General features: G+C 71.8%; 22 protein-coding genes. 1 reads left to right on the top strand and 21 read right to left on the bottom strand.

The genetic code is table 11. The features are described from left to right. The 13 genes from ACLHRZ_RS07520 to pyrR form a co-directional block, all read right to left on the bottom strand. Positions 1-406: S-adenosylmethionine synthetase N-terminal domain-containing protein (locus ACLHRZ_RS07520; RefSeq protein WP_490417478.1), on the bottom strand; the 406-nt coding region annotated here is incomplete at its 3' end. 209 nt (positions 407-615) lie between these two features. Then, the gene (coaBC, locus tag ACLHRZ_RS07515; protein WP_490417477.1) at positions 616-1,818 is read right to left on the bottom strand and encodes a bifunctional phosphopantothenoylcysteine decarboxylase/phosphopantothenate--cysteine ligase CoaBC; all 1,203 of its coding nucleotides are present in this window, start codon (positions 1,816-1,818) and stop codon (positions 616-618) included. 102 nt (positions 1,819-1,920) lie between these two features. Beyond that, positions 1,921-2,193: a DNA-directed RNA polymerase subunit omega gene (gene rpoZ, locus ACLHRZ_RS07510; RefSeq protein ID WP_049718421.1), complete on the bottom strand. Its 273-nt coding sequence runs from the start codon at positions 2,191-2,193 to the stop codon at positions 1,921-1,923. A gap of 34 nt (positions 2,194-2,227) precedes the next feature. Beyond that, entirely contained in the window at positions 2,228-2,818 is a 591-nt protein-coding gene (gmk, locus tag ACLHRZ_RS07505; protein WP_490417476.1) for a guanylate kinase, read from the bottom strand. A gap of 38 nt (positions 2,819-2,856) precedes the next feature. Then, complete coding sequence (locus ACLHRZ_RS07500; RefSeq protein WP_390779081.1) at positions 2,857-3,180, bottom strand: integration host factor; 324 nt, start codon at positions 3,178-3,180, stop codon at positions 2,857-2,859. Positions 3,181-3,394: 214 nt separating this feature from the next. Continuing rightward, on the bottom strand, positions 3,395-4,261 hold the full coding sequence (pyrF, locus tag ACLHRZ_RS07495) for an orotidine-5'-phosphate decarboxylase (protein WP_490417492.1): 867 nt from the start codon (positions 4,259-4,261) through the stop codon (positions 3,395-3,397). A 92-nt stretch (positions 4,262-4,353) separates the two neighbouring features. After that, positions 4,354-5,469, bottom strand: a complete 1,116-nt coding sequence (locus ACLHRZ_RS07490; RefSeq protein WP_490417475.1) for a quinone-dependent dihydroorotate dehydrogenase — start codon at positions 5,467-5,469, stop codon at positions 4,354-4,356. Positions 5,470-5,552: 83 nt separating this feature from the next. Further along, on the bottom strand, positions 5,553-8,864 hold the full coding sequence (carB, locus tag ACLHRZ_RS07485) for a carbamoyl-phosphate synthase large subunit (RefSeq protein ID WP_490417474.1): 3,312 nt from the start codon (positions 8,862-8,864) through the stop codon (positions 5,553-5,555). Further along, on the bottom strand, positions 8,857-9,999 hold the full coding sequence (gene carA, locus ACLHRZ_RS07480) for a glutamine-hydrolyzing carbamoyl-phosphate synthase small subunit (protein ID WP_490417473.1): 1,143 nt from the start codon (positions 9,997-9,999) through the stop codon (positions 8,857-8,859). Before carA ends, carB begins: the two co-directional genes overlap by 8 nt. Further along, positions 9,996-10,577, bottom strand: a complete 582-nt coding sequence (locus tag ACLHRZ_RS07475; RefSeq protein WP_490417472.1) for a PH-like domain-containing protein — start codon at positions 10,575-10,577, stop codon at positions 9,996-9,998. Before ACLHRZ_RS07475 ends, carA begins: the two co-directional genes overlap by 4 nt. Next, on the bottom strand, positions 10,574-11,860 hold the full coding sequence (locus ACLHRZ_RS07470) for a dihydroorotase (protein ID WP_490417471.1): 1,287 nt from the start codon (positions 11,858-11,860) through the stop codon (positions 10,574-10,576). Before ACLHRZ_RS07470 ends, ACLHRZ_RS07475 begins: the two co-directional genes overlap by 4 nt. Beyond that, a complete protein-coding gene (locus ACLHRZ_RS07465) occupies positions 11,860-12,846 on the bottom strand; it encodes an aspartate carbamoyltransferase catalytic subunit (RefSeq protein ID WP_490417470.1) in 987 nt (328 codons plus the stop codon). The genes ACLHRZ_RS07470 and ACLHRZ_RS07465 overlap by 1 nt, the downstream gene beginning before the upstream one ends. A gap of 92 nt (positions 12,847-12,938) precedes the next feature. Continuing rightward, complete coding sequence (gene pyrR, locus ACLHRZ_RS07460; protein WP_490417469.1) at positions 12,939-13,520, bottom strand: bifunctional pyr operon transcriptional regulator/uracil phosphoribosyltransferase PyrR; 582 nt, start codon at positions 13,518-13,520, stop codon at positions 12,939-12,941. Positions 13,521-13,739: 219 nt separating this feature from the next. On the opposite strand from pyrR, the gene bldD reads away from it, so the two are divergent. Next, complete coding sequence (bldD, locus tag ACLHRZ_RS07455; protein WP_171084876.1) at positions 13,740-14,240, top strand: transcriptional regulator BldD; 501 nt, start codon at positions 13,740-13,742, stop codon at positions 14,238-14,240. Positions 14,241-14,325: 85 nt separating this feature from the next. Here bldD and nusB read toward each other — a convergent pair whose 3' ends face one another. The 8 genes from nusB to aroC all read right to left on the bottom strand — a co-directional run bounded on the left by nusB (position 14,326) and on the right by aroC (position 20,703). After that, positions 14,326-14,760 (bottom strand): transcription antitermination factor NusB, encoded by a 435-nt coding sequence (gene nusB, locus ACLHRZ_RS07450; protein WP_490417468.1) that lies wholly within the window; start codon positions 14,758-14,760, stop codon positions 14,326-14,328. Between the two features lie 2 nt (positions 14,761-14,762). Next, positions 14,763-15,329, bottom strand: coding sequence for an elongation factor P (efp, locus tag ACLHRZ_RS07445; protein WP_490417467.1), 567 nt, complete (start codon positions 15,327-15,329; stop codon positions 14,763-14,765). Positions 15,330-15,385: 56 nt separating this feature from the next. Then, entirely contained in the window at positions 15,386-16,495 is a 1,110-nt protein-coding gene (locus ACLHRZ_RS07440; RefSeq protein ID WP_490417466.1) for an aminopeptidase P family protein, read from the bottom strand. 68 nt (positions 16,496-16,563) lie between these two features. Further along, complete coding sequence (locus tag ACLHRZ_RS07435; protein ID WP_490417465.1) at positions 16,564-17,322, bottom strand: AAA family ATPase; 759 nt, start codon at positions 17,320-17,322, stop codon at positions 16,564-16,566. Between the two features lie 133 nt (positions 17,323-17,455). Beyond that, positions 17,456-17,896 (bottom strand): type II 3-dehydroquinate dehydratase, encoded by a 441-nt coding sequence (gene aroQ, locus ACLHRZ_RS07430; RefSeq protein ID WP_490417464.1) that lies wholly within the window; start codon positions 17,894-17,896, stop codon positions 17,456-17,458. Continuing rightward, positions 17,893-18,981, bottom strand: a complete 1,089-nt coding sequence (gene aroB / locus ACLHRZ_RS07425; protein WP_490417463.1) for a 3-dehydroquinate synthase — start codon at positions 18,979-18,981, stop codon at positions 17,893-17,895. Before aroB ends, aroQ begins: the two co-directional genes overlap by 4 nt. 7 nt (positions 18,982-18,988) lie before the next feature. Beyond that, positions 18,989-19,522 (bottom strand): shikimate kinase, encoded by a 534-nt coding sequence (locus tag ACLHRZ_RS07420; protein ID WP_490417462.1) that lies wholly within the window; start codon positions 19,520-19,522, stop codon positions 18,989-18,991. Continuing rightward, positions 19,519-20,703: a chorismate synthase gene (aroC, locus tag ACLHRZ_RS07415; protein ID WP_490417461.1), complete on the bottom strand. Its 1,185-nt coding sequence runs from the start codon at positions 20,701-20,703 to the stop codon at positions 19,519-19,521. The genes ACLHRZ_RS07420 and aroC overlap by 4 nt, the downstream gene beginning before the upstream one ends. Between the last annotated feature and the right edge of the window lie 31 nt (positions 20,704-20,734).

Below are 20,734 nucleotides of genomic sequence, written 5' to 3'. Positions count from 1 at the left end.
AGCCGAACATCAGGCCCTGGTCGCCCGCACCCTGCTTGTCCAGCTCATCCTCATCACCCTCCACCCGCGACTCGTACGCAGTGTCGACACCCTGAGCAATGTCCGGAGACTGCGAGCCGATCGACACCGAGACGCCACACGAAGCGCCGTCGAAGCCCTTCTTGGACGAGTCGTAACCGATCTCCAGGATCTTCTCGCGCACCAACTGCGCGATCGGCGCATAGGCCTTGGTCGTGACCTCACCGGCAACATGCACCAGACCGGTGGTGATCAGCGTCTCGACGGCGACCCGGGACGTCGGGTCCTCCCGGAGGAGGGCGTCGAGGATGGTGTCGCTGATCTGGTCAGCGATCTTGTCGGGGTGACCCTCGGTCACGGACTCCGAAGTGAACAGGCGGCGGGACACATCGCTCCCTGGGGTTGCAGCGGCTGCTGGCTGATCATTGACGGACCCGGCCGAGAGCTGCGCTCGACTCGGATCCGTTGCCAGTTTATCCGGCGTTCTCGTGCTTCGGGCATCCCGTCTCGCATCGGCACCTGCGTGACCTGCGACACTCGCCTCCGGAGTCCCAAGCGGCGCAAGGGAAACCGGAGGGTAGGAGTCCGCCGGGCCGGTCAGCCGAGACGGCGGGCGACGAGGTCCCAGAGGACGTCCGCGAGGGCCTCCTTCGGGCCGTGCGGGACGGGGGTCTCGGAGCCGTCGGGGGCCAGCACGACGGCCTCGTTCTCCGCCGATCCGAAGGTCTTGCGCTCCCCCACCTCGTTGACAATCAGCAGGTCACAGCCCTTGCGCGCCAGCTTGGCGCGGCCGTTGGCCAGCACGTCGTCCGTCTCCGCGGCGAAGCCGACGACGACCTGGCCGGGGCGGGCGCGGTCGGCGGAGAGCTCGGCGAGGACGTCGGGGTTGCGGACGAGGGCGACGGGCTCGGGGTCCTGCCCGTCCCGCTTCTTGATCTTGCCCGCGGCGTACTGCGCCGGCCGGAAGTCGGCGACGGCGGCCGCCATGACCACGGCGTCGGCGTCGGCCGCGGCCTTGATCACGGCCTCGCGCAGTTGAACAGCCGTGCCGACGTGGACCACGTCGGCCCCGGCCGGGTCCGGCAGGGAGCTGTTCGCCGCGACGAGCGTCACCCGGGCACCACGGGCCACCGCGGTCCGGGCCAGGGCGTAGCCCTGGCGGCCCGAGGAGCGGTTGCCGAGGTAGCGCACGGGGTCGAGCGGCTCGCGGGTGCCGCCCGCGCTGATCACCACGTGCCGGCCCGCGAGGTCCGGGGCCTGCGGGCCGCGGGCCAGCACCCGGCGGCAGACCTCGAAGATCTCCTCGGGGTCGGGCAGCCGGCCCTTGCCGGTGTCCACGCCGGTCAGCCGGCCGACGGCCGGCTCGATGACAACCGCGCCGCGGCGGCGCAGGGTCGCCACGTTCTCCTGGGTGGCCGGGTTCTCCCACATCTCGGTGTGCATCGCGGGCGCGAAGACGACCGGGCAGCGGGCGGTGAGCAGGGTGTTCGTCAGCAGGTCGTCGGCGAGCCCGTGCGCAGCCTTCGCCAGCATGTCCGCCGTGGCGGGGGCCACGACGACGAGCTGCGCCTCCTGCCCGATGCGCACGTGCGGCACCTCGTGCACGCTCTCCCACACCTGGGTGGCGGCCGGGTGGCCGGACAGCGCGGACCAGGTCGCCTCGCCCACGAAGTGCAGTGCGGACGCCGTCGGCACCACCCGTACGTCGTGTCCGGACTCCGTCAGCCGCCGCAGCAGCTCACACGCCTTGTAGGCGGCGATCCCGCCGCTGACCCCCAGGACGACCTTCGGCTTGTCCATTGCCGGCTGCTCCCCGCGCTCTCGTTTCCTACAAGCTCTATGACACACCAAGGGCCCGGCAGCCGTGCTGCCGGGCCCTTGGTGGAAGAAAAAAGACGCCGCTTACGCCGCCGGGGCCTCGATGGCCTCGGAGGTCAGCAGACCCGCGTTGATCTCGCGGAGCGCGATGGAGAGCGGCTTCTCGTGGACGTGGGTGTCCACCAGCGGGCCGACGTACTCCAGCAGGCCCTCGCCGAGCTGCGAGTAGTACGCGTTGATCTGGCGCGCGCGCTTGGCGGCGTAGATCACGAGGCTGTACTTCGAGTCGGTTGCTTCGAGCAGCTCATCAATCGGCGGGTTGATGATGCCCTCGGGCGCGGTGATGGAAGAGGACACTCTCTGCCTTCCGAAGGGGGGTGAAGAAAGATGTTCAGCGCAGCAAGGCTAGCAGTTCGCGCGCAACGCCCTCGACCGAGGTGTTGACCAGCGTGGTGTCGAACTCCGACTCCGCCGCCAGCTCGACGCGGGCGGCCTCCAGGCGGCGCTCGATCACCTCGGGCGACTCGGTGCCCCGGCCGGTGAGCCGGCGGACCAGCTCCTCCCAGCTCGGCGGTGCCAGGAAGACCAGCCGGGCCTCCGGCATGGTCTCGCGGACCTGCCGGGCACCCTGGAGGTCGATCTCCAGCAGCACCGGAACGCCCGCCTCCAGGTGGTCCAGGACCGCCTGGCGCGGGGTGCCGTAGCGGTTGCCCGCGAACTCGGCCCACTCCAGCAGCTCGCCGTTGGCGATGAGCTTGTCGAACTGCTCGTCGTCCACGAAGAAGTACTGGACCCCCTCCCGCTCGCCGGGGCGCGGCTTGCGGGTGGTGCAGGACACCGAGAGCCACACCTCGGGGTGGGCCTTGCGCATATGGGCGACAACCGTGCTCTTGCCGACCCCGGAGGGGCCGGAGAGCACGGTCAGCCGCGGTTGTCTGGCCGGGGGAACGGGGGACGTCCCCCGGGAGACTGCAGTACTCATGCAGCGATTATCCCGGTTCCCGGGAGTGCCTGGGAACGTCAGGCGGCCGTGCCCCCGAACTCACGCTCCAGGGACGCGATCTGGTTGGAGCCGAGACCGCGCACCCGGCGGCTCTCGGAGATCCCCAGTCGCTCCATGATCTGCTTGGCACGGACCTTGCCGACGCCGGGGAGGCTCTCCAGGAGGGCGCTCACCTTCATCTTGCCGATCACATCGTTCTTCTGGCCCTGCTCGATGACCTCGTGCAGCGAGGCGCCGGAGTGCTTGAGTCGATTCTTGACCTCGGCCCGCTCCCGGCGAGCCGCGGCGGCCTTTTCGAGCGCGGCTGCGCGCTGTTCAGGGGTAAGGGGCGGAAGAGCCACGCCTACGTCACCTCGGATGTCGAACTGTCGGATACGGACCGGTGAGGAACCTAGTCGGCCCACACCTGGGGAGCAACGAGCAACGCGCTTGCACGTTCGCTCTCGTCGGAGACTAGCGGCCGATCCCGCTCCAGTCAGCGAGAACAAGCGAAAAGTCCTGGTCAGACTCCGTCGACCAGGACTTTTCCGGACATAACAACCAACAAATTCGGCGTTAATGCGCCGCCGGACCGCTCGCCGCGACCGCTTCCTGCACCTCTCCGGCGAACCGCGCGGCACTCTCGCGCAGTGCGGCGACGTCCGGACCGTGACGCAGGACACCTCGGCTGACGTTCGGGACGACGTCGCGCACGGCCGCGCCGAAGACCTTCGGGAGATCGGCGGCGGTCGCGCCCTGGGCACCGATCCCCGGGGCCAGCAGCGGCCCGCCGATGGCCAAAGCCTGTCCGGCGTCCGAGAACGACAGGGGTGTGGCACCGGCCGCACCGAGCGAGCCGCTCAGCGTGGCGCCGACGACCGCGCCGTACGAGCCCATGGCCCCGGCGGCGGCCTCGGCGGCGTTCTCGGCGCGCAGGTGGCCCAGCATGGTGGCCGCGACCGTCGCACCGTCGGCGCGCACGGCGTGCTGCACCTCGGCGCCCTCCGGGTTGGAGGTCAGGGCGAGCACGAAGACGCCGGTGCCGCTCTCGCGCGCCAGGTCCAGCGCCGGGCGCAGCGAGCCGTAGCCGAGGTAGGGGCTGACGGTCACGGCGTCCGAGAACAGCGGCGAGGACGGGTCGAGGTAGGTCGCGGCGTACGCGGCCATGGTGGAGCCGATGTCGCCGCGCTTGGCGTCCATCAGCACCAGGGTGCCGGCGGCCCGGGCGTCGGTGACGGCGCGTTCGAGGACGGCGAGGCCGCGGGAGCCGAACCGCTCGAAGAACGCGGACTGCGGCTTGAGCACGGCGACCCGGTCGGCCAGCGCCTCCACGACGGTGTGCGTGAAGCGCTCCAGGCCGGCGATGTCGTCGGACAGCCCCCAGTCGGCGAGCAGCGAGGCGTGCGGGTCGATGCCGACGCAGAGCGGGCCGCGCTCGTCCATGGCACGGCGCAGCCGCGCGCCGAAGGGCGGCAGGGAAGATCGCTGCGGCCCGGAGGGCCTCGATGAGGGGTGGTGGCCGGGCGACGGGCGGGTCATGCGGTCACCTTCCGGTGCTCGGCGCCGATCGCGTCGGCGAGGGTGGCGTACGGGCTGGCGGCGAGGCGCTCGGCGAGGCCGCGGTGGATGCGGCGGCACCAGAACGGGCCCTCGTAGATGAAGGCGCTGTAGCCCTGGACCAGCGTGGCGCCCGCCAGGATGCGCTCCCAGGCGTCGTCGGCGGTCTCGATGCCCCCGACACCGACCAGGGTGATCCGGTCGCCCACACGGGCGTACAGGCGGCGCAGGACCTCCAGCGAGCGGTCCTTCAGCGGGGCGCCCGACAGGCCGCCCGCGCCGATGGCCTCGACGGTGCGCTTGGGGGTGCGCAGCCCGAGGCCGTCGCGGGCGATGGTGGTGTTGGTGGCGATGATGCCGTCCAGGCCGAGCTCGACGGCCAGGTCGGCGACGGCGTCGACGTCCTCGTCGGCGAGGTCGGGGGCGATCTTGACCAGCAGCGGGACCCGGCGCCCGGTCACCGTGCGGTCGGCGGCCTCGCGCACCGCGGCGAGCAGCGGGCGCAGGTGGTCGACGGCCTGGAGGTTGCGCAGGCCGGGTGTGTTCGGGGAGGAGACGTTGACGACGAGGTAGTCGGCGTGCGCAGCGAGGCGCTCGGTGGAGGTGACGTAGTCGGCGACGGCCTCCGCCTCCGGCACCACCTTGGTCTTGCCGATGTTGACGCCGACCGTGGTCCTGAAGACCGGATTCCGCATGGCGAGACGCTCCGCGACGGCCGCCGAGCCGTCGTTGTTGAAGCCCATGCGGTTGATCAGCGCGCGGTCCGCGACGAGACGGAAGAGCCGCTTCCTGGGGTTTCCGGGCTGCGGCTGAGCGGTGACGGTGCCGATCTCGACGTGGTCGAAGCCGAGCATGCTCATGCCGTCGATGGCGACGGCGTTCTTGTCGAAGCCGGCGGCCAGGCCGAAGGGGCCGTGCATCCGCAGGCCGAACGCCTCGGTGCGCAGCGCCTTGTGGCGGGGGGCGAGGACGGCTGCGGCGAAGGTGCGCAGGACGGGGATGCGGGCGAGCAGCCGGATCCAGCCGAAGGCCAGGTGGTGGGCCTTCTCGGGGTCCATACGCTTGAAGATCAGGTCGAAGAACAGGCGGTACATTCCAGGCCTTCCGGGCGAGGGCGGGGCGGGTCGGGACACTCGCGGCGGAGGGGGACACCTTCCCGGTGTCCCCCTCCGTCACCTCACGCCTCGCGGGCGGCGGTCAGATGCTCCGCGTGTTCCTGCAGGGAGCGCACGCCCACGTCGCCGCGGGTGAGCGCCTCGATGCCCTGGACGGCGGCCGCGAGGGCCTGGACCGTGGTCAGGCACGGCACCGCGCGGGCGACCGCGGCGGTGCGGATCTCGTAGCCGTCGAGCCGGCCGCCGGTCCCGTAGGGGGTGTTGACGATCAGGTCGACCTGGCCGTCGTGGATCAGCTGGACGATCGTCTTCTCGCCGTTGGGACCCTCGCCCTCGCTCTGCTTGCGCACCACGGTGGCGTTGATGCCGTTGCGCTTGAGCACCTCGGCCGTGCCGGAGGTGGCCAGCAGCTCGAAGCCGTGGGCGACCAGCTCGCGCGCCGGGAAGATCATCGAGCGCTTGTCCCGGTTGGCCACCGAGACGAACGCGCGGCCCTTGGTGGGCAGCGCGCCGTACGCGCCGGCCTGCGACTTGGCGTAGGCGGTGCCGAAGACGGTGTCGATGCCCATGACCTCGCCGGTCGAGCGCATCTCCGGGCCGAGGACGGTGTCCACGCCGCGGCCGTGGATGTCGCGGAAGCGGCTCCAGGGCATCACGGCCTCCTTGACGGAGATCGGCGCGTCCAGCGGCAGCGTGCCGCCGTCGCCCTCCTTGGGCAGCATGCCCTCGGCGCGCAGCTCGGCGATCGTGGCGCCGAGGGAGATCCGGGCGGCGGCCTTGGCCAGCGGTACCGCGGTGGCCTTCGAGGTGAAGGGCACGGTGCGGGAGGCGCGCGGGTTGGCCTCCAGCACGTAGAGGATGTCCCCGGCCATGGCGAACTGGATGTTGATCAGGCCGCGCACGCCGACGCCCTTGGCGATGGCCTCCGTCGAGGCCCGCAGGCGCTTGATGTCGAAGCCGCCGAGGGTGATCGGGGGCAGCGCGCAGGCGGAGTCGCCGGAGTGGATGCCGGCCTCCTCGATGTGCTCCATGACGCCGCCGAGGTAGAGCTCGTGGCCGTCGTAGAGCGCGTCGACGTCGATCTCGATGGCGTCGTCGAGGAAACGGTCCACCAGGACCGGACGGGTCGGGGAGATCTCGGTCGACTCGGCGATGTACGCCTCCAGGCGCGCCTCGTCGTAGACGATCTCCATCCCGCGGCCGCCGAGCACGTACGACGGACGGACCAGGACCGGGTAGCCGATCTCGTCGGCAATGGCCTTCGCATCCGCGAACGTGGTGGCCGTGCCGTGCTTGGGGGCGGGCAGGCCGGCCTCGGCGAGGACCCGGCCGAAGGCGCCGCGGTCCTCGGCGGCGTGGATGGCCTCGGGCGAGGTGCCCACGACCGGGACGCCGTTGTCCTTCAGCGCCTGGGACAGGCCCAGCGGCGTCTGGCCGCCGAGCTGGACGACCACGCCCGCGACCGGGCCGGCCTGCTGCTCGGCGTGGACGATCTCCAGCACGTCCTCCAGGGTGAGCGGCTCGAAGTAGAGCCGGTCGGAGGTGTCGTAGTCGGTGGAGACGGTCTCCGGGTTGCAGTTGACCATCACGGTCTCGTAACCGGCGTCGCTCAGGGCGAAGGAGGCGTGGACGCAGGAGTAGTCGAACTCGATGCCCTGGCCGATGCGGTTCGGGCCGGAGCCCAGGATGATCACCGCGGGCTTGGTGCGCGGCGCGACCTCGCTCTCCTCGTCGTAGGAGGAGTAGAAGTACGGGGTCTTCGCGGCGAATTCGGCGGCGCAGGTGTCGACGGTCTTGTAGACCGGGCGCACCCCGAGGGAGTGCCGGACCTCGCGCACGACGTCCTCGGTCAGGCCGCGGACCGCGGCGATCTGGGCGTCGGAGAAGCCGTGCCGCTTGGCCTCGGCCAGCAGCTCCGGGTCCAGGCGCTCGGCCGCGCGCAGCTCCTCGGCGGTCTCGTGGACGAGGAAGAGCTGGTCCACGAACCACGGGTCGATCTTCGTGGACGCGAAGACCTCCTGCGGGGTCGCCCCGGCGCGGATGGCGTCCATGACGGTGTTGATCCGGCCGTCGGTGGGCACCGCGGCCTTCTCCAGCAGCGCGGCCTTGTCGCCGGGCTCGCTCACGAAGTCGAACTGCGAGCCCTTCTTCTCCAGCGAGCGCAGCGCCTTCTGCAGCGCCTCGGTGAAGTTGCGGCCGATGGCCATGGCCTCGCCCACCGACTTCATGGTGGTGGTGAGGGTGGCGTCCGCGGAGGGGAACTTCTCGAACGCGAAGCGCGGGGCCTTGACCACGACATAGTCGAGCGTGGGCTCGAAGGAGGCCGGGGTCTTCTCCGTGATGTCGTTCGGGACCTCGTCCAGCGTGTAGCCCACGGCCAGCCGGGCGGCGATCTTCGCGATCGGGAAGCCGGTCGCCTTGGAGGCCAGCGCGGACGAGCGCGAGACGCGCGGGTTCATCTCGATGACGATGACCCGGCCGTCCTCGGGGTTGACCGCGAACTGGATGTTGCAGCCGCCGGTGTCGACGCCGACCTCGCGGATGATCGCGATGCCGACGTCCCGCAGGATCTGGTACTCGCGGTCGGTCAGCGTCATGGCCGGGGCCACGGTGATCGAGTCGCCGGTGTGCACGCCCATCGGGTCGAAGTTCTCGATGGAGCAGACGACCACGACGTTGTCGTGCTTGTCGCGCATCAGCTCCAGCTCGTACTCCTTCCAGCCGAGGATGGACTCCTCCAGGAGCACCTCGGTGGTCGGGGAGAGCGTGAGGCCCTGGCCGGCGATGCGGCGCAGCTTCTCCTCGTCGTGCGCGAAGCCGGAGCCGGCGCCGCCCATGGTGAAGGACGGGCGGACGACGACGGGGTAGCCGCCGAGCGTCTCGACGCCCGCGAGGACCTCGTCCATGGTGTGGCAGATGACCGAGCGGGCGGACTCGCCGTACCCGATCTTGGCGTTGACGGCCTCGACGACGCCCTTGAACAGGTCGCGGTCCTCGCCCTTGTGGATGGCCTCGACGTTGGCGCCGATCAGCTCGACGCCGTACTTCTCCAGCACGCCGTTCTCGTGCATCGAGATCGCGGTGTTGAGCGCGGTCTGGCCGCCGAGGGTGGGCAGGAGCGCGTCGGGGCGCTCCTTGGCGATGATCTTCTCGACGAACTCCGGGGTGATCGGCTCGACGTAGGTGGCGTCGGCGATCTCCGGGTCGGTCATGATCGTGGCCGGGTTGGAGTTGACCAGGATCACCCGCAGGCCTTCGGCCTTCAGGACGCGGCAGGCCTGGGTGCCGGAGTAGTCGAACTCCGCGGCCTGGCCGATGACGATCGGGCCGGAGCCGATGACCAGAACGGACTGGATGTCGGTGCGCTTAGGCACGCTGGCCCTCCATCAGGGAGACGAAGCGGTCGAACAGGTACGCGGCGTCGTGCGGTCCTGCGGCTGCCTCGGGGTGGTACTGGACGCTGAAGGCCGGCTGGTCGAGCAGCTGGAGACCTTCGACCACGTTGTCGTTGAGGCAGACGTGGGAGACCTCGACGCGGCCGTAGGGGGTGTCGGTCGCCCTGTCGAGCGGGGCGTCGACGGCGAAGCCGTGGTTGTGCGCGGTGACCTCGACCTTGCCGGTCGTGCGGTCCTGCACGGGCTGGTTGATGCCGCGGTGGCCGTACTTCAGCTTGTAGGTGCCGAAGCCGAGGGCGCGGCCGAGGATCTGGTTGCCGAAGCAGATGCCGAAGAGCGGGGTCTTCCTGGAGAGGACCTCGCGCATCACGGCGACGGGGCCGTCGGCGGTGGCCGGGTCGCCCGGGCCGTTGGAGAAGAACACGCCGTCCGGGTTCACGGCGTAGACGTCCTCGGCGGTCGCCGTGGCGGGCAGGACGTGCACCTCGATGCCGCGCTCGGCCATCCGGTGCGGGGTCATGCCCTTGATGCCGAGGTCGATCGCGGCGACGGTGAACCTCCTCTCGCCGATCGCCGGGACGACGTACGCCTCCTTGGTGGCGACCTCGGCGGAGAGGTCGGCGCCCTTCATCTCGGGGGCCTGGCGCACCTCGGTGAGCATGGTGCCCTCGTCGGGCAGGGCGTTGCCGGAGAAGATGCCGACGCGCATGGCGCCGCGCTCGCGCAGGTGGCGGGTGAGGGCGCGGGTGTCGATGCCGCTGATGCCGACGATGCCCTGGTGGCGCAGCTCCTCCTCCAGCGAGCGCTGGGCGCGCCAGTTGGAGGAGACGCGGGCGGGGTCGCGGACCACGTAGCCGGCCACCCAGATGCGGGCGGACTCGGGGTCCTCGTCGTTGACGCCGGTGTTGCCGACGTGCGGGGCGGTCATGACGACCACCTGGCGGTGGTAGGAGGGGTCGGTCAGGGTCTCCTGGTAGCCGGTCATGCCGGTGGAGAAGACCGCCTCGCCGAAGGTGACCCCGTGGGCCCCGTAGGCACGGCCGCGGAAGGTACGGCCGTCCTCCAGGACGAGTACGGCGGGAACCCTGGCGGCTCCCCTGCTGGAGGTCGTCATCGTGCGCCTTCCGTCGTGCTGTTGTTCGTGGTGGTGGGGGTCATGGAGGTGAGGGCCTCGACCCAGGCCGCGTGCTCGGCGGCCGAGTCGGAGCGGAAGCCCGAGTCGATCGCCTTGTCACCGTGCTGCCAAGTGATCACGAGCAGGCCGCCCTCGGTGAGGACCTTGCCCGCGATGCCCTTGTCGAGGCGGGCGCCGCGCAGGGCGGCGACGGGGATGAAGAAGTCCTGCGCCCCGGGCCGGAGGACCCGGACGCCTTGGTCCGTCAGGGTGAGTTCCGCCCGGCTGCGGGTGCCCAGGCCGTGCGCGACGATGCGGTCGAGCCACTGCCCGGCGGTGGTCGAGCCGTGGTAGCGCCCGGTCATCGTGAGCGTGCCCGCGCCGGTGTCCGCGGGGACGGCCGGCAGCTCGGGCAGATCGCCCTGGAGCGTGCCGCGCCACTTCCAGCCCTCGCGCATCAGCCAGTAGAGCAGTGCGATGAAGAGCAGAAGTCCCACGACCCAGCCGATCCGTGCGGCCCAGTCCGTGACGGCCTGGGACTTCTCCTCGGCCGCCAGATTGATCAGTGCAGGTGTCACGCCAGCTTCCCGTCCACGACCGTTGCCCGGCCCCGCAGGAAGGTGTGGGTGACGCGACCCGGCAGCTCGCGGCCCTCGTACGGGGTGTTGCGGCTGCGGGAGGCGAAGCCTGCGGGGTCCACGACACCACGGTAAGCGGAATCCACCAGCGTGAGGTTGGCGGGCTCCCCGGGGGCGACGGGGCGGCCCTGACCGGCGAGGCTGCCGATGCGGGCGGGCTTGAAGGACATCCGCTCGGCGACCCCGGCCCAGTCCAGCAGCCCGGTCTCGACCATCGTGTGCTGGACGACGGACAGGGCCGTCTCCAGGCCCACCATGCCCATGGCCGCCGCGGCCCACTCGCAGTCCTTGTCCTCGTGCGGGTGCGGGGCGTGGTCGGTGGCCACGATGTCGATCGTGCCGTCGGCCAGCGCCTCGCGCAGGGCCAGCACGTCGCGCTCGGTGCGCAGCGGCGGGTTCACCTTGTAGACCGGGTTGTACGAGCGCACCAGCTCGTCGGTGAGCAGCAGGTGGTGCGGGGTGACCTCGGCGGTGACGTCGATGCCGCGGGACTTGGCCCAGCGGACGATCTCGACCGAACCGGCCGTGGACAGGTGGCAGATGTGCACCCGGGAGCCGACGTGCTCGGCGAGCAGGACGTCGCGGGCGATGACCGACTCCTCGGCGACGGCCGGCCAGCCGCCCAGGCCCAGTTCGGCGGAGACGACGCCCTCGTTCATCTGGGCGCCCTCGGTGAGCCGCGGCTCCTGGGCGTGCTGGGCGACGACGCCGCCGAAGGCCTTCACGTACTCCAGCGCGCGGCGCATGATCACGGCGTCGTCGACGCACTTGCCGTCGTCGGAGAAGACGGTGACCCCGGCGGCGGAGTCGTGCATGGCGCCCAGCTCGGCGAGCTGCTTGCCCTCCAGGCCGACGGTGACGGCGCCGATGGGCTGCACGTCGCAGTAGCCGTGCTCCTTGCCCAGCCGCCAGACCTGCTCGACGACGCCGGCGGTGTCGGCGACGGGGAAGGTGTTGGCCATGGCGAAGACGGCGGTGTAGCCGCCGCTCGCGGCGGCGCGGGTGCCGGTCAGGACGGTCTCGGAGTCCTCGCGGCCGGGCTCGCGCAGGTGGGTGTGCAGGTCGACCAGGCCGGGCAGCAGGACCCTGCCCTCGGCCTCGATCACCTGGGCGCCCTCGGTGCTCAGGCCGGTGCCCACCTCGGCGATGGTCTCGCCGTCGATGAGGACGTCCTGCGGCGCGCCGCCGAGGACCTTCGCACCGCGGATCAGGATCTTGGACATTACTTGTTCTCCTCGGTGCGGGCGTTGTGCGTGGCGACGGCGGGCTCGGAGCCGCCGAGCAGCAGGTAGAGGACGGCCATCCGGGTCGAGACGCCGTTGGCGACCTGCTCGACGGCCGTGCAGCGGACGGAGTCGGCGACCTCGGCGGTGATCTCCATGCCGCGGTTCATCGGGCCGGGGTGCATCACGACGGCGTGCTCGGGCATCTTCGCCATGCGGTCGGCGTCCAGGCCGTAGCGCCGGGCGTACTCGCGCTCGGTCGGGAAGAACGCGGCGTTCATGCGCTCGCGCTGGACCCGCAGCATCATCACGGCGTCGGACTTCGGCAGCACCTGGTCGAGGTCGTAGGAGACCTCGCACGGCCAGCTCTCGACGCCGACGGGCACCAGGGTGGGCGGTGCGACGAGGGTGACCTCGGCGCCCAGCGTGGTCAGCAGGTGGACGTTGGAGCGGGCGACCCGGCTGTGCAGCACGTCGCCGACGATCGTGATGCGCCGCCCGGACAGGTCCTTGCCGAGACCGGTGTCGGGGCCGACCAGGCGGCGGCGCACGGTGAAGGCGTCCAGCAGAGCCTGGGTGGGGTGCTCGTGGGTGCCGTCGCCGGCGTTGACGACGGCTCCGTCGATCCAGCCGGAGTTGGCGAGCCGGTAGGGGGCGCCGGAGGCGTGGTGGCGGATGACGACGGCGTCGGCGCCCATGGCCTCCAGGGTCAGGGCGGTGTCCTTGAGGGACTCGCCCTTGGAGACCGAGGAGCCCTTGGCCGAGAAGTTGATGACGTCGGCCGAGAGCCGCTTGGCGGCGGCCTCGAAGGAGATGCGGGTCCGGGTCGAGTCCTCGAAGAAGAGGTTGACGACGGTGCGGCCGCGCAGGGTGGGCAGCTTCTTGATCGGCCGGTCGGCGACGCGCGCCATCTCCTCGGCGGTGTCGAGGATCAGGACGGCGTCGTCGCGGGAGAGGTCGGCGGCCGAGATGAGGTGGCGCTTCATCCGGTTTTCTCCGTTGTTGAGGAGGTATGCGGGGGTGAGGTGCGGGCGTGCGACCACGCGGTCCCGGGCAGGCCGGGTCCGCCGAGGGGTCGTTACTGCCCGTCGGCCGGTGCGGTCGCGCGCGTGCCGAGGAGCACGCTGTCGCGGCCGTCCTCCTCGGTGAGCTGGACCTTGACCGTCTCCCGCAGCGACGTGGGGAGGTTCTTGCCGACGTAGTCGGCACGGATGGGAAGTTCGCGGTGGCCGCGGTCGACGAGGACCGCGAGCTGGACGGCGCGCGGGCGCCCGATGTCGTTCAGCGCGTCGAGGGCGGCACGGATGGTGCGGCCGGAGAAGAGCACGTCGTCGACGAGGACCACCAGGCGGCCGTCGATGCCCTCGCCGGGGATCTCCGTGCGGGCCAGCGCCCGGGCGGGACGCATCCGCAGGTCGTCGCGGTACATGGTGATGTCGAGGGAGCCGACCGGCATCGTCCTGCCGGTGATCTGCTCCAGCTTGGCCGCCAGGCGGTCGGCGAGGAAGACGCCTCGCGTGGGAATGCCGAGGAGCACCACGTCGTCGGCGCCCTTGGCGCGCTCGTCGATCTCGTGGGCGATGCGCGTCAGGACCCGGGCGATGTCCGGTGCTTCGAGCACCGCACGCGCGGGTTCCGGCGCAGGAATGACTGCGTCCATGAAACGGACCTCCTTCTCCGCCTCACGGGACGGACATTAAAGGACGTCGGATTTACCTGTTCACCGTATCAGGCCCCGCGGCGGGCACGGGCCGCGACCACCGACGGCCCAGCCGGGGGACCATTCGGCTTGACGAAGTGAGATTACGCTGCGTAACCTCACAGTGAGTTACCAGACACGCGGCGGCAGCCGCACGTCATACAGCGTCCGGGGAGCTTTATGTCCAGCGAATACGCCAAACAGCTCGGGGCCAAGCTCCGCGCCATCCGCACCCAGCAGGGCCTCTCCCTCCACGGCGTCGAGGAGAAGTCCCAGGGTCGCTGGAAGGCCGTCGTGGTGGGCTCGTACGAGCGCGGCGACCGCGCCGTGACCGTGCAGCGCCTGGCCGAGCTGGCCGACTTCTACGGTGTGCCCGTGCAGGAGCTGCTGCCGGGCACCACGCCCGGCGGTGCCGCCGAGCCCCCGCCGAAGCTGGTCCTGGACCTGGAGCGGCTCGCCCACGTCCCGGCCGAGAAGGCCGGCCCGCTGCAGCGCTACGCCGCCACCATCCAGAGCCAGCGCGGCGATTACAACGGCAAGGTCCTCTCGATCCGCCAGGACGACCTGCGCACCCTTGCCGTGATCTACGACCAGTCGCCCTCGGTGCTCACCGAGCAGCTCATCAGCTGGGGCGTGCTCGACGCGGACGCCCGCCGCGCCGTGCAGCACGAGGACGTCTGATCCTTTCGATTTCAGGGAGAAACGTACCGCCGGGGCGGGAGGAACCTTTCGGTTCCTCCCGCCCCGGCGGTTTTCCGTTCCCGTGCTACGCGTCGTCGCGGCGCAGGCTCGGCTTGAGCTCCTTGAAACGGCCGAGGAGGCCGTTGACGAACGCGGGCGAGTCGTCGGTGGAGAACTCCTTCGCGAGCTGCACCGCCTCGTCGATCGCCACCGCGTCCGGCGTCTCGTCCTCCCAGATCAGCTCGTACGCACCGAGCCGCAGGATGTTCCGGTCGGCGACCGGCATCCGGTCCAGGGGCCAGTCCACCGAATAGGAGGCGATCAGCTCGTCGATCCGCGCGACATGGTTCGCGTAGCCCTCGACCAGCTGCATCGTGTACTCGTTGACCGGCGGCTGACGGTCGTCGGACCGGGAGTGCCGGACCCAGTCCGCGAGGACGGCGAGCGCGGTGCTGTCGCGCTGGTCGGCCTCGAAGAGAATCTGGAAGGCACGCTTACGGGCCTTGCTGCGGGCGGCCACGGTTAGCTGTTCACCCGACCGAGGTATTCACCGGAGCGCGTGTCGACCTTGATCTTCTCGCCCGTGGTGATGAAGAGCGGGACCGCGATCTCGTAACCGGTCTCCAGGGTGGCGGGCTTGGAGCCACCGGTGGAGCGGTCGCCCTGGACGCCGGGCTCGGTGTGCTGGATGACGAGCTCGACGGAGGTCGGCAGCTCGACGTAGAGCACCGCGCCCTCGTGCGTGGCGACGGTGGCGGTGAAGCCCTCCAGCAGGAAGTTGGCGGCGTCGCCGACGGACTTGCGGTCGACCATGAGCTGGTCGTAGGTCTCCATGTCCATGAAGACGAAGTACTCGCCGTCCATGTAGGAGAACTGCATGTCGCGGCGGTCGACGGTGGCCGTGTCGACCTTCACGCCGGCGTTGAAGGTCTTGTCGACGACCTTGCCGGAGAGCACGTTCTTCAGCTTCGTACGGACGAAGGCGGGGCCCTTGCCGGGCTTGACGTGCTGGAACTCGACGACGGACCAGAGCTGGCCCCCGTCGAGCTTGAGCACCATGCCGTTCTTGAGGTCGTTCGTGGATGCCACGGTTGCGGTATCTCCTGGACTGCAGCTGGTGGAACCAGAAAGTGCCATGCGCTCCGTCAGAGCGCGAGCAGCTCTTTGGTCGTAATGGTGAGTAGCTCGGGTCCGCCGTCCGCCTCGGGGCGAACGACGAGCGTGTCATCGATCCGGACGCCGCCCCGACCGGGGAGGTGAACCCCCGGATCCACGGTGACCGGCACGCAAGCGTCCAGTTTACCCATGGCCGACGGCGCCAGCCGCGGGTCCTCGTCGTTTTCCAGGCCCACGCCGTGTCCCATCCTCGGTCCGGTGCGCTCCCCCAGGCCCGCCGCCTCCAGTACGACACGTGCCGCCCGGTCCACGTCGCGGTACGCCGTGCCCGGTGCCAGCGCCTCCCGGCCCGCGCGCTGGGCGGCGAAGACCTGGTCGTACAGCTCGATCTGCCAGTCCGCGGGCGAGGTGCCGATGACGAAGGTGCGGCCGATCTCGCTACGGTAGCCGCGGTAGTCGGCGCCCAGGCAGACGCTGAGGAAATCGCCCTCCTCGACCCGGCGGTCGGTGGGCACGTGCCCGGCGAGCCCGGAGTTCGGCCCGGCCCCCACCGAGGTGGGGAAGGCCGGGCCGCCCGCGCCGTGGTCGACCAGACGGCGCTCCAGCTCCAGCGCCAGGTGCCGCTCGGTGCGCCCGACCAGTATCGACTCCAGCAGCTCGCCCAGGGCCTGGTCGGCGATCTCCGCGGCGATGCGCAGGCAGGAGATCTCCTCGTCGTCCTTGACCACCCGCTGCTGCTCCACGGCCGTGCCCAGGTCGCCCAGCCGCAGCCCGGGCGCCACGGAGCGCAGGGCGCGGTGGCGGCTGACGGTCAGGTGGTGCTCCTCGACGGCCAGCGAGCGGGCCCCCGCCGCACCGGCCCGCTCCGCGGCGGCCACGGCCGGGTCGCCCTCGGGGGCGGTCAGCACCTCGACCTGGACCTCCTCGCCGGGCCGGCTGCGGCCGGTGGCGTCGGCGTACGGGTCGGCCGTGCAGACCAGCAGGTCGCCGTCGGGGCCGAGGAGCAGGACGGCACCGGCCGGCGCGCCGCCCGACAGATACCGGACGTTGGCGCCGCCGGACACCAGGGCGGCCTCGCTGCCGCCCGCCGCACAGCGCTCGCGCAGCTGCGCGCGGCGTGCCGCGTAGACCTCGGACATGGTCCCGAGCGTAGGTTCGGCGGCGGTGACCGGCCGGTTCAGCGCGTCCGACCGGGCGGTCCCGGCGGTCAGCGCCCGGCGGCGCCGGACAGGGCGCGGCCCACGGCCTCGTCCAGCAGCCGGGCCGTCGTGGCGACGTCCTGCTGGGAGTTGTCGATGATCGGCAGCCCCGAGCCGTACCAGCCCGCCATGCGGCCGTGGATCCGGGCGACCTCCTCGTCGTCGAGGCGGCGGTTGCCGCTGCGCTTGGCATTGCGCTCCAGGACCACGTCCAGGCCCGGCAGCAGGACGACCGGCAGCAGGCCGGGGCCGACGTGCCGCTTCCAGCCGCCGAGGCCGACGACCGGCCAGTCGGGGAAGACGGCGTCGTCGAGGATGCAGGAGATGCCGTTGGCGAGGAAGTTGCGGGCGGCGAAGCCGCAGGTGCGGCGGGCGAGGCGGTACTGCGCCTCGGAGCTGTCGTTCCACCCGGACTGCGGGTCGGCGAAGCCCGAGCGGACCCACTCGCGCACGTCGTCCAGGCTGATGTGGGCGGTGGGCACGGCACGGTGCTCGGCCCAGTGCCGGGCGACCGTCGTCTTGCCCGCCCCGGCCGGGCCGATGAGCAGCACCGCCACGGCGGCGTGCGCCGCGTCGACGGGCGGCGGCACGGGCAGGCCGGGGGCGAGGGCGAAGTGCCCGGTCGGGCCGTCGGACGGCGGGGACGGCGGCGGCCCCGGCGGCACCGCCGGGTGCGGCACGGGCGCGGACCAGCCGGGCGCCGGGGCGGGGCCCGGCGGCATCGGGGGGTGGGGCGGCGGCAGCGGCACTCCCACTGCGTGCTGCATCCGGTGGCACTCCAGTCCTGTGAAGGGGCCGCAAACACGGCCGGACGGGAGAGTACCGGAGAGCGCCCGCCCGCCCGGCCGCAGTGGGGTCAACGGCCGGGACGGGCGCCGAGTGCCCGACGCGCCGCGCGGGTCAGGCCGGTTGCTCGGCGAGGGCCCGCAGCGCGAGCCGGTACGAGCCGATGCCGAACCCCGCGACGGTGCCGCTGGCGACCGCCGCGATGACGGAGGTGTGCCGGAACTCCTCGCGCGCGTACGGGTTGGAGATGTGCACCTCGATGAGCGGCGCGGTGCGCTGGGCGGCCGCGTCGCGCATGGCGTACGAGTAGTGCGTGAACGCACCGGGGTTGATGACGACGGGGACGGAGCCGTCCGCGGCCTCGTGCAGCCAGCGGATCAGCTCACCCTCGTCGTTGGTCTCCCGCACCTCGACGGCGAAGCCGAGTTCGGCGCCCAGTTCGGTGCACTCCTTCACGAGCCCGGCGTAGGACGTGGACCCGTAGACGTCGGGCTCCCGGGAGCCGAGACGGCCGAGGTTGGGGCCGTTGAGCACCAGGACCCGGCGCGCGCTCACGCGGCGATCTCCGCGTGAGCGGCCAGCAGCATGGCCGGATCCGGTGCCTCCAGCACGGCCGGCTTGGCCAGGCCGTCCAGGACGATGAAGCGCAGCCGGTCGCCGCGGGTCTTCTTGTCGACCTTCATGGTCTCCAGCAGCTTGGGCCACTGGTCGCCGCGGTAGGTGACGGGCAGGCCCACCGCCTGCAGCACCGCACGATGCCGGTCGGCGGTCGCGTCGTCCAGCCGGCCCGCGATGCGGCCCAGTTCGGCCGCGAAGACCATGCCGACGGCGACGGCCGCGCCGTGCCGCCAGTTGTAGCGCTCGTTCTTCTCGATCGCGTGGGCGAGGGTGTGCCCGTAGTTGAGGATCTCGCGGCGGCCGGCCTCCTTGAGGTCGCCGGAGACGACCTCCGCCTTGACCCGGATGGCGCGCTCGATCAGCTCGGCCGTGTGCGCACCCTGCGGGGTGCGGGCCGCCTCGGGGTCCGCCTCGATCAGGTCCAGGATGGCCGGGTCGGCGATGAAGCCCGCCTTGATGATCTCGGCGAGGCCGCTGACGTAGTCGTGGACCGGCAGCGACTCCAGCGCCGCCAGGTCGCACAGCACCCCGGCCGGCGGGTGGAAGGCGCCGACGAGGTTCTTGCCCTCGGCGGTGTTGATGCCGGTCTTGCCGCCCACGGCCGCGTCGACCATGCCCAGCACCGTGGTGGGCACGGCGATCCAGCGCACCCCGCGCAGCCAGGTGGCGGCGACGAAGCCGGCCAGGTCGGTGGTGGCGCCGCCGCCCACGCCGACGATCACGTCGGTGCGGGTGAAGTTCGACTGGCCCAGCGCCTTCCAGCAGTAGGCCGCGACCTCGGCGGTCTTGGCCTCCTCCGCGTTGGGCACCTGGATGGCGATGGCCTCGTAGCCCTGGGCCGCGAGATCCTCGCACAGCGCCTCGCCGGTCGCGGCGAGGGCCTCGGGGTGCAGCACCGCGACCCGCTTGGCCGGGCCGACGAGAGAGGGCAGCTCGCCCAGCAGCTGCTGCCCGACCAGGACCTCGTACGGCGCGGTGCCCGCGCTGCCGGCGACCTGGATGCGGGTGGGGGCGTCCGTCATGGGTTCCTCACTGCGTGATGTCCGGTGTGGGGCCGGCGGGGAGGCCGAGCGCGTCGAGCACGGCGTCGGCGACCTCGGCGGGGGCCCGGCCGCCGGTGGCCACGACGGCCCTGGCGACCTCGGTGTAGAGGGGTCGGCGCTGTTCCATCAGCTCGCGCCAGCGCTTGCGCGGGTTGACGGCGAGCAGCGGGCGCGGGGTGTCCAGGCCCACCCGGTGCACGGCGTCGGCGAGTTCGACGTCGAGGAAGACCACGGGCAGGCCGGTGAGCAGGGCGCGGGTGGCGGGGTCCATGACGGCGCCGCCGCCGAGGGCGAGCACCCCGGGGTGCTCGGCCACGGCGGTGCGCACGGCCTGCCGCTCCAGCTCGCGGAAGTGCGGCTCACCCTCGTCGATGAAGATCTCCGGGACGGTCTTGCCGGCCGTCCGCTCGATGTCGGCGTCGGTGTCCCGGTAGCCTGTGCCCAGCTTCTCGGCGAGCAGGGCACCGACGGTGGACTTGCCGGCGCCCGGCGGGCCCACCAGGACGACGGCGGGGGTCACTTGACGGCCAGGTTGTCGAGGTAGCCGCGGACGTTGCGACGGGTCTCGGCGACGCTGTCGCCGCCGAACTTCTCCACCACCGCGTCGGCGAGCACCAGCGCCACCATGGCCTCGGCGACGATGCCGGCCGCGGGGACCGCGCAGACGTCGGAGCGCTGGTGGTGCGCCTGGGCCGGCTCGCCGGTGGTCACGTCGACGGTGGCCAGCGCCTTCGGCACGGTCGCGATCGGCTTCATCGCGGCGCGCACGCGCAGCAGTTCGCCGGTCGACAGGCCGCCCTCGGTGCCGCCGGAGCGGCCGGTGGCGCGGCGGATGCCGTCCTCGGTGGGCACGATCTCGTCGTGCGCCCGGGAGCCGGGCACCCGCGCCAGCTCGAAGCCGTCGCCGAGCTCGACGCCCTTGATGGCCTGAATGCCCATCAGGGCGGAGGCCAGGCGGGCGTCCAGGCGGCGGTCCCAGTGCACGTGCGAGCCCAGGCCGACGGGCACGCCGTAGGCCAGGACCTCGACGACGCCGCCGAGGGTGTCGCCGTCCTTGTGGGCCTGGTCGATCTCGGCGACCATCGCCTTGCTCGCCTCGGGGTCCAGGCAGCGCACCGGGTCGGCGTCGAGGCGCTCGACGTCCGAGGGCTTCGGGTACACGCCGTACGGGGCCTTGGCGGCGGCGAGTTCGACGACGTGGGAGACGATCTCGATGCCGGCGGTCTCCTTCAGGAAGGACCGGGCGACGGCGCCGAGGGCGACACGGGCGGCCGTCTCGCGGGCGGAGGCGCGCTCGAGGACCGGCCGGGCCTCGTCGAAGCCGTACTTCTGCATGCCCGCCAGGTCCGCGTGGCCCGGACGGGGCCGGGTGAGCGGCGCGTTGCGGGCGAGGGCGGCGAGCTCCTCGGGGTCGACGGGGTCGGCCGCCATGACCTGCTCCCACTTCGGCCACTCGGTGTTGCCGACCATGACGGCGACCGGGGAGCCGAGGGAGAGGCCGTGCCGGACGCCGCCGAGGAAGGTGATCTCGTCGCGCTCGAACTTCATGCGCGCGCCGCGTCCATAGCCGAGGCGCCGCCGGGCCAGGTGGTCCGCCACCATGTCGGTGGTGATCGGCACGCCGGCGGGAAGGCCCTCCAGCGTCGCCACGAGTGCGGGGCCGTGCGACTCTCCTGCGGTCAGCCAGCGCAACCTGCTCAACGGGACTCCTCTTGCTCACGCCTCGGATCTC

This window comes from Streptomyces sp. AM25, assembly GCF_058146165.1.
This window is presented reverse-complemented; position numbering and strand designations above follow the sequence as displayed.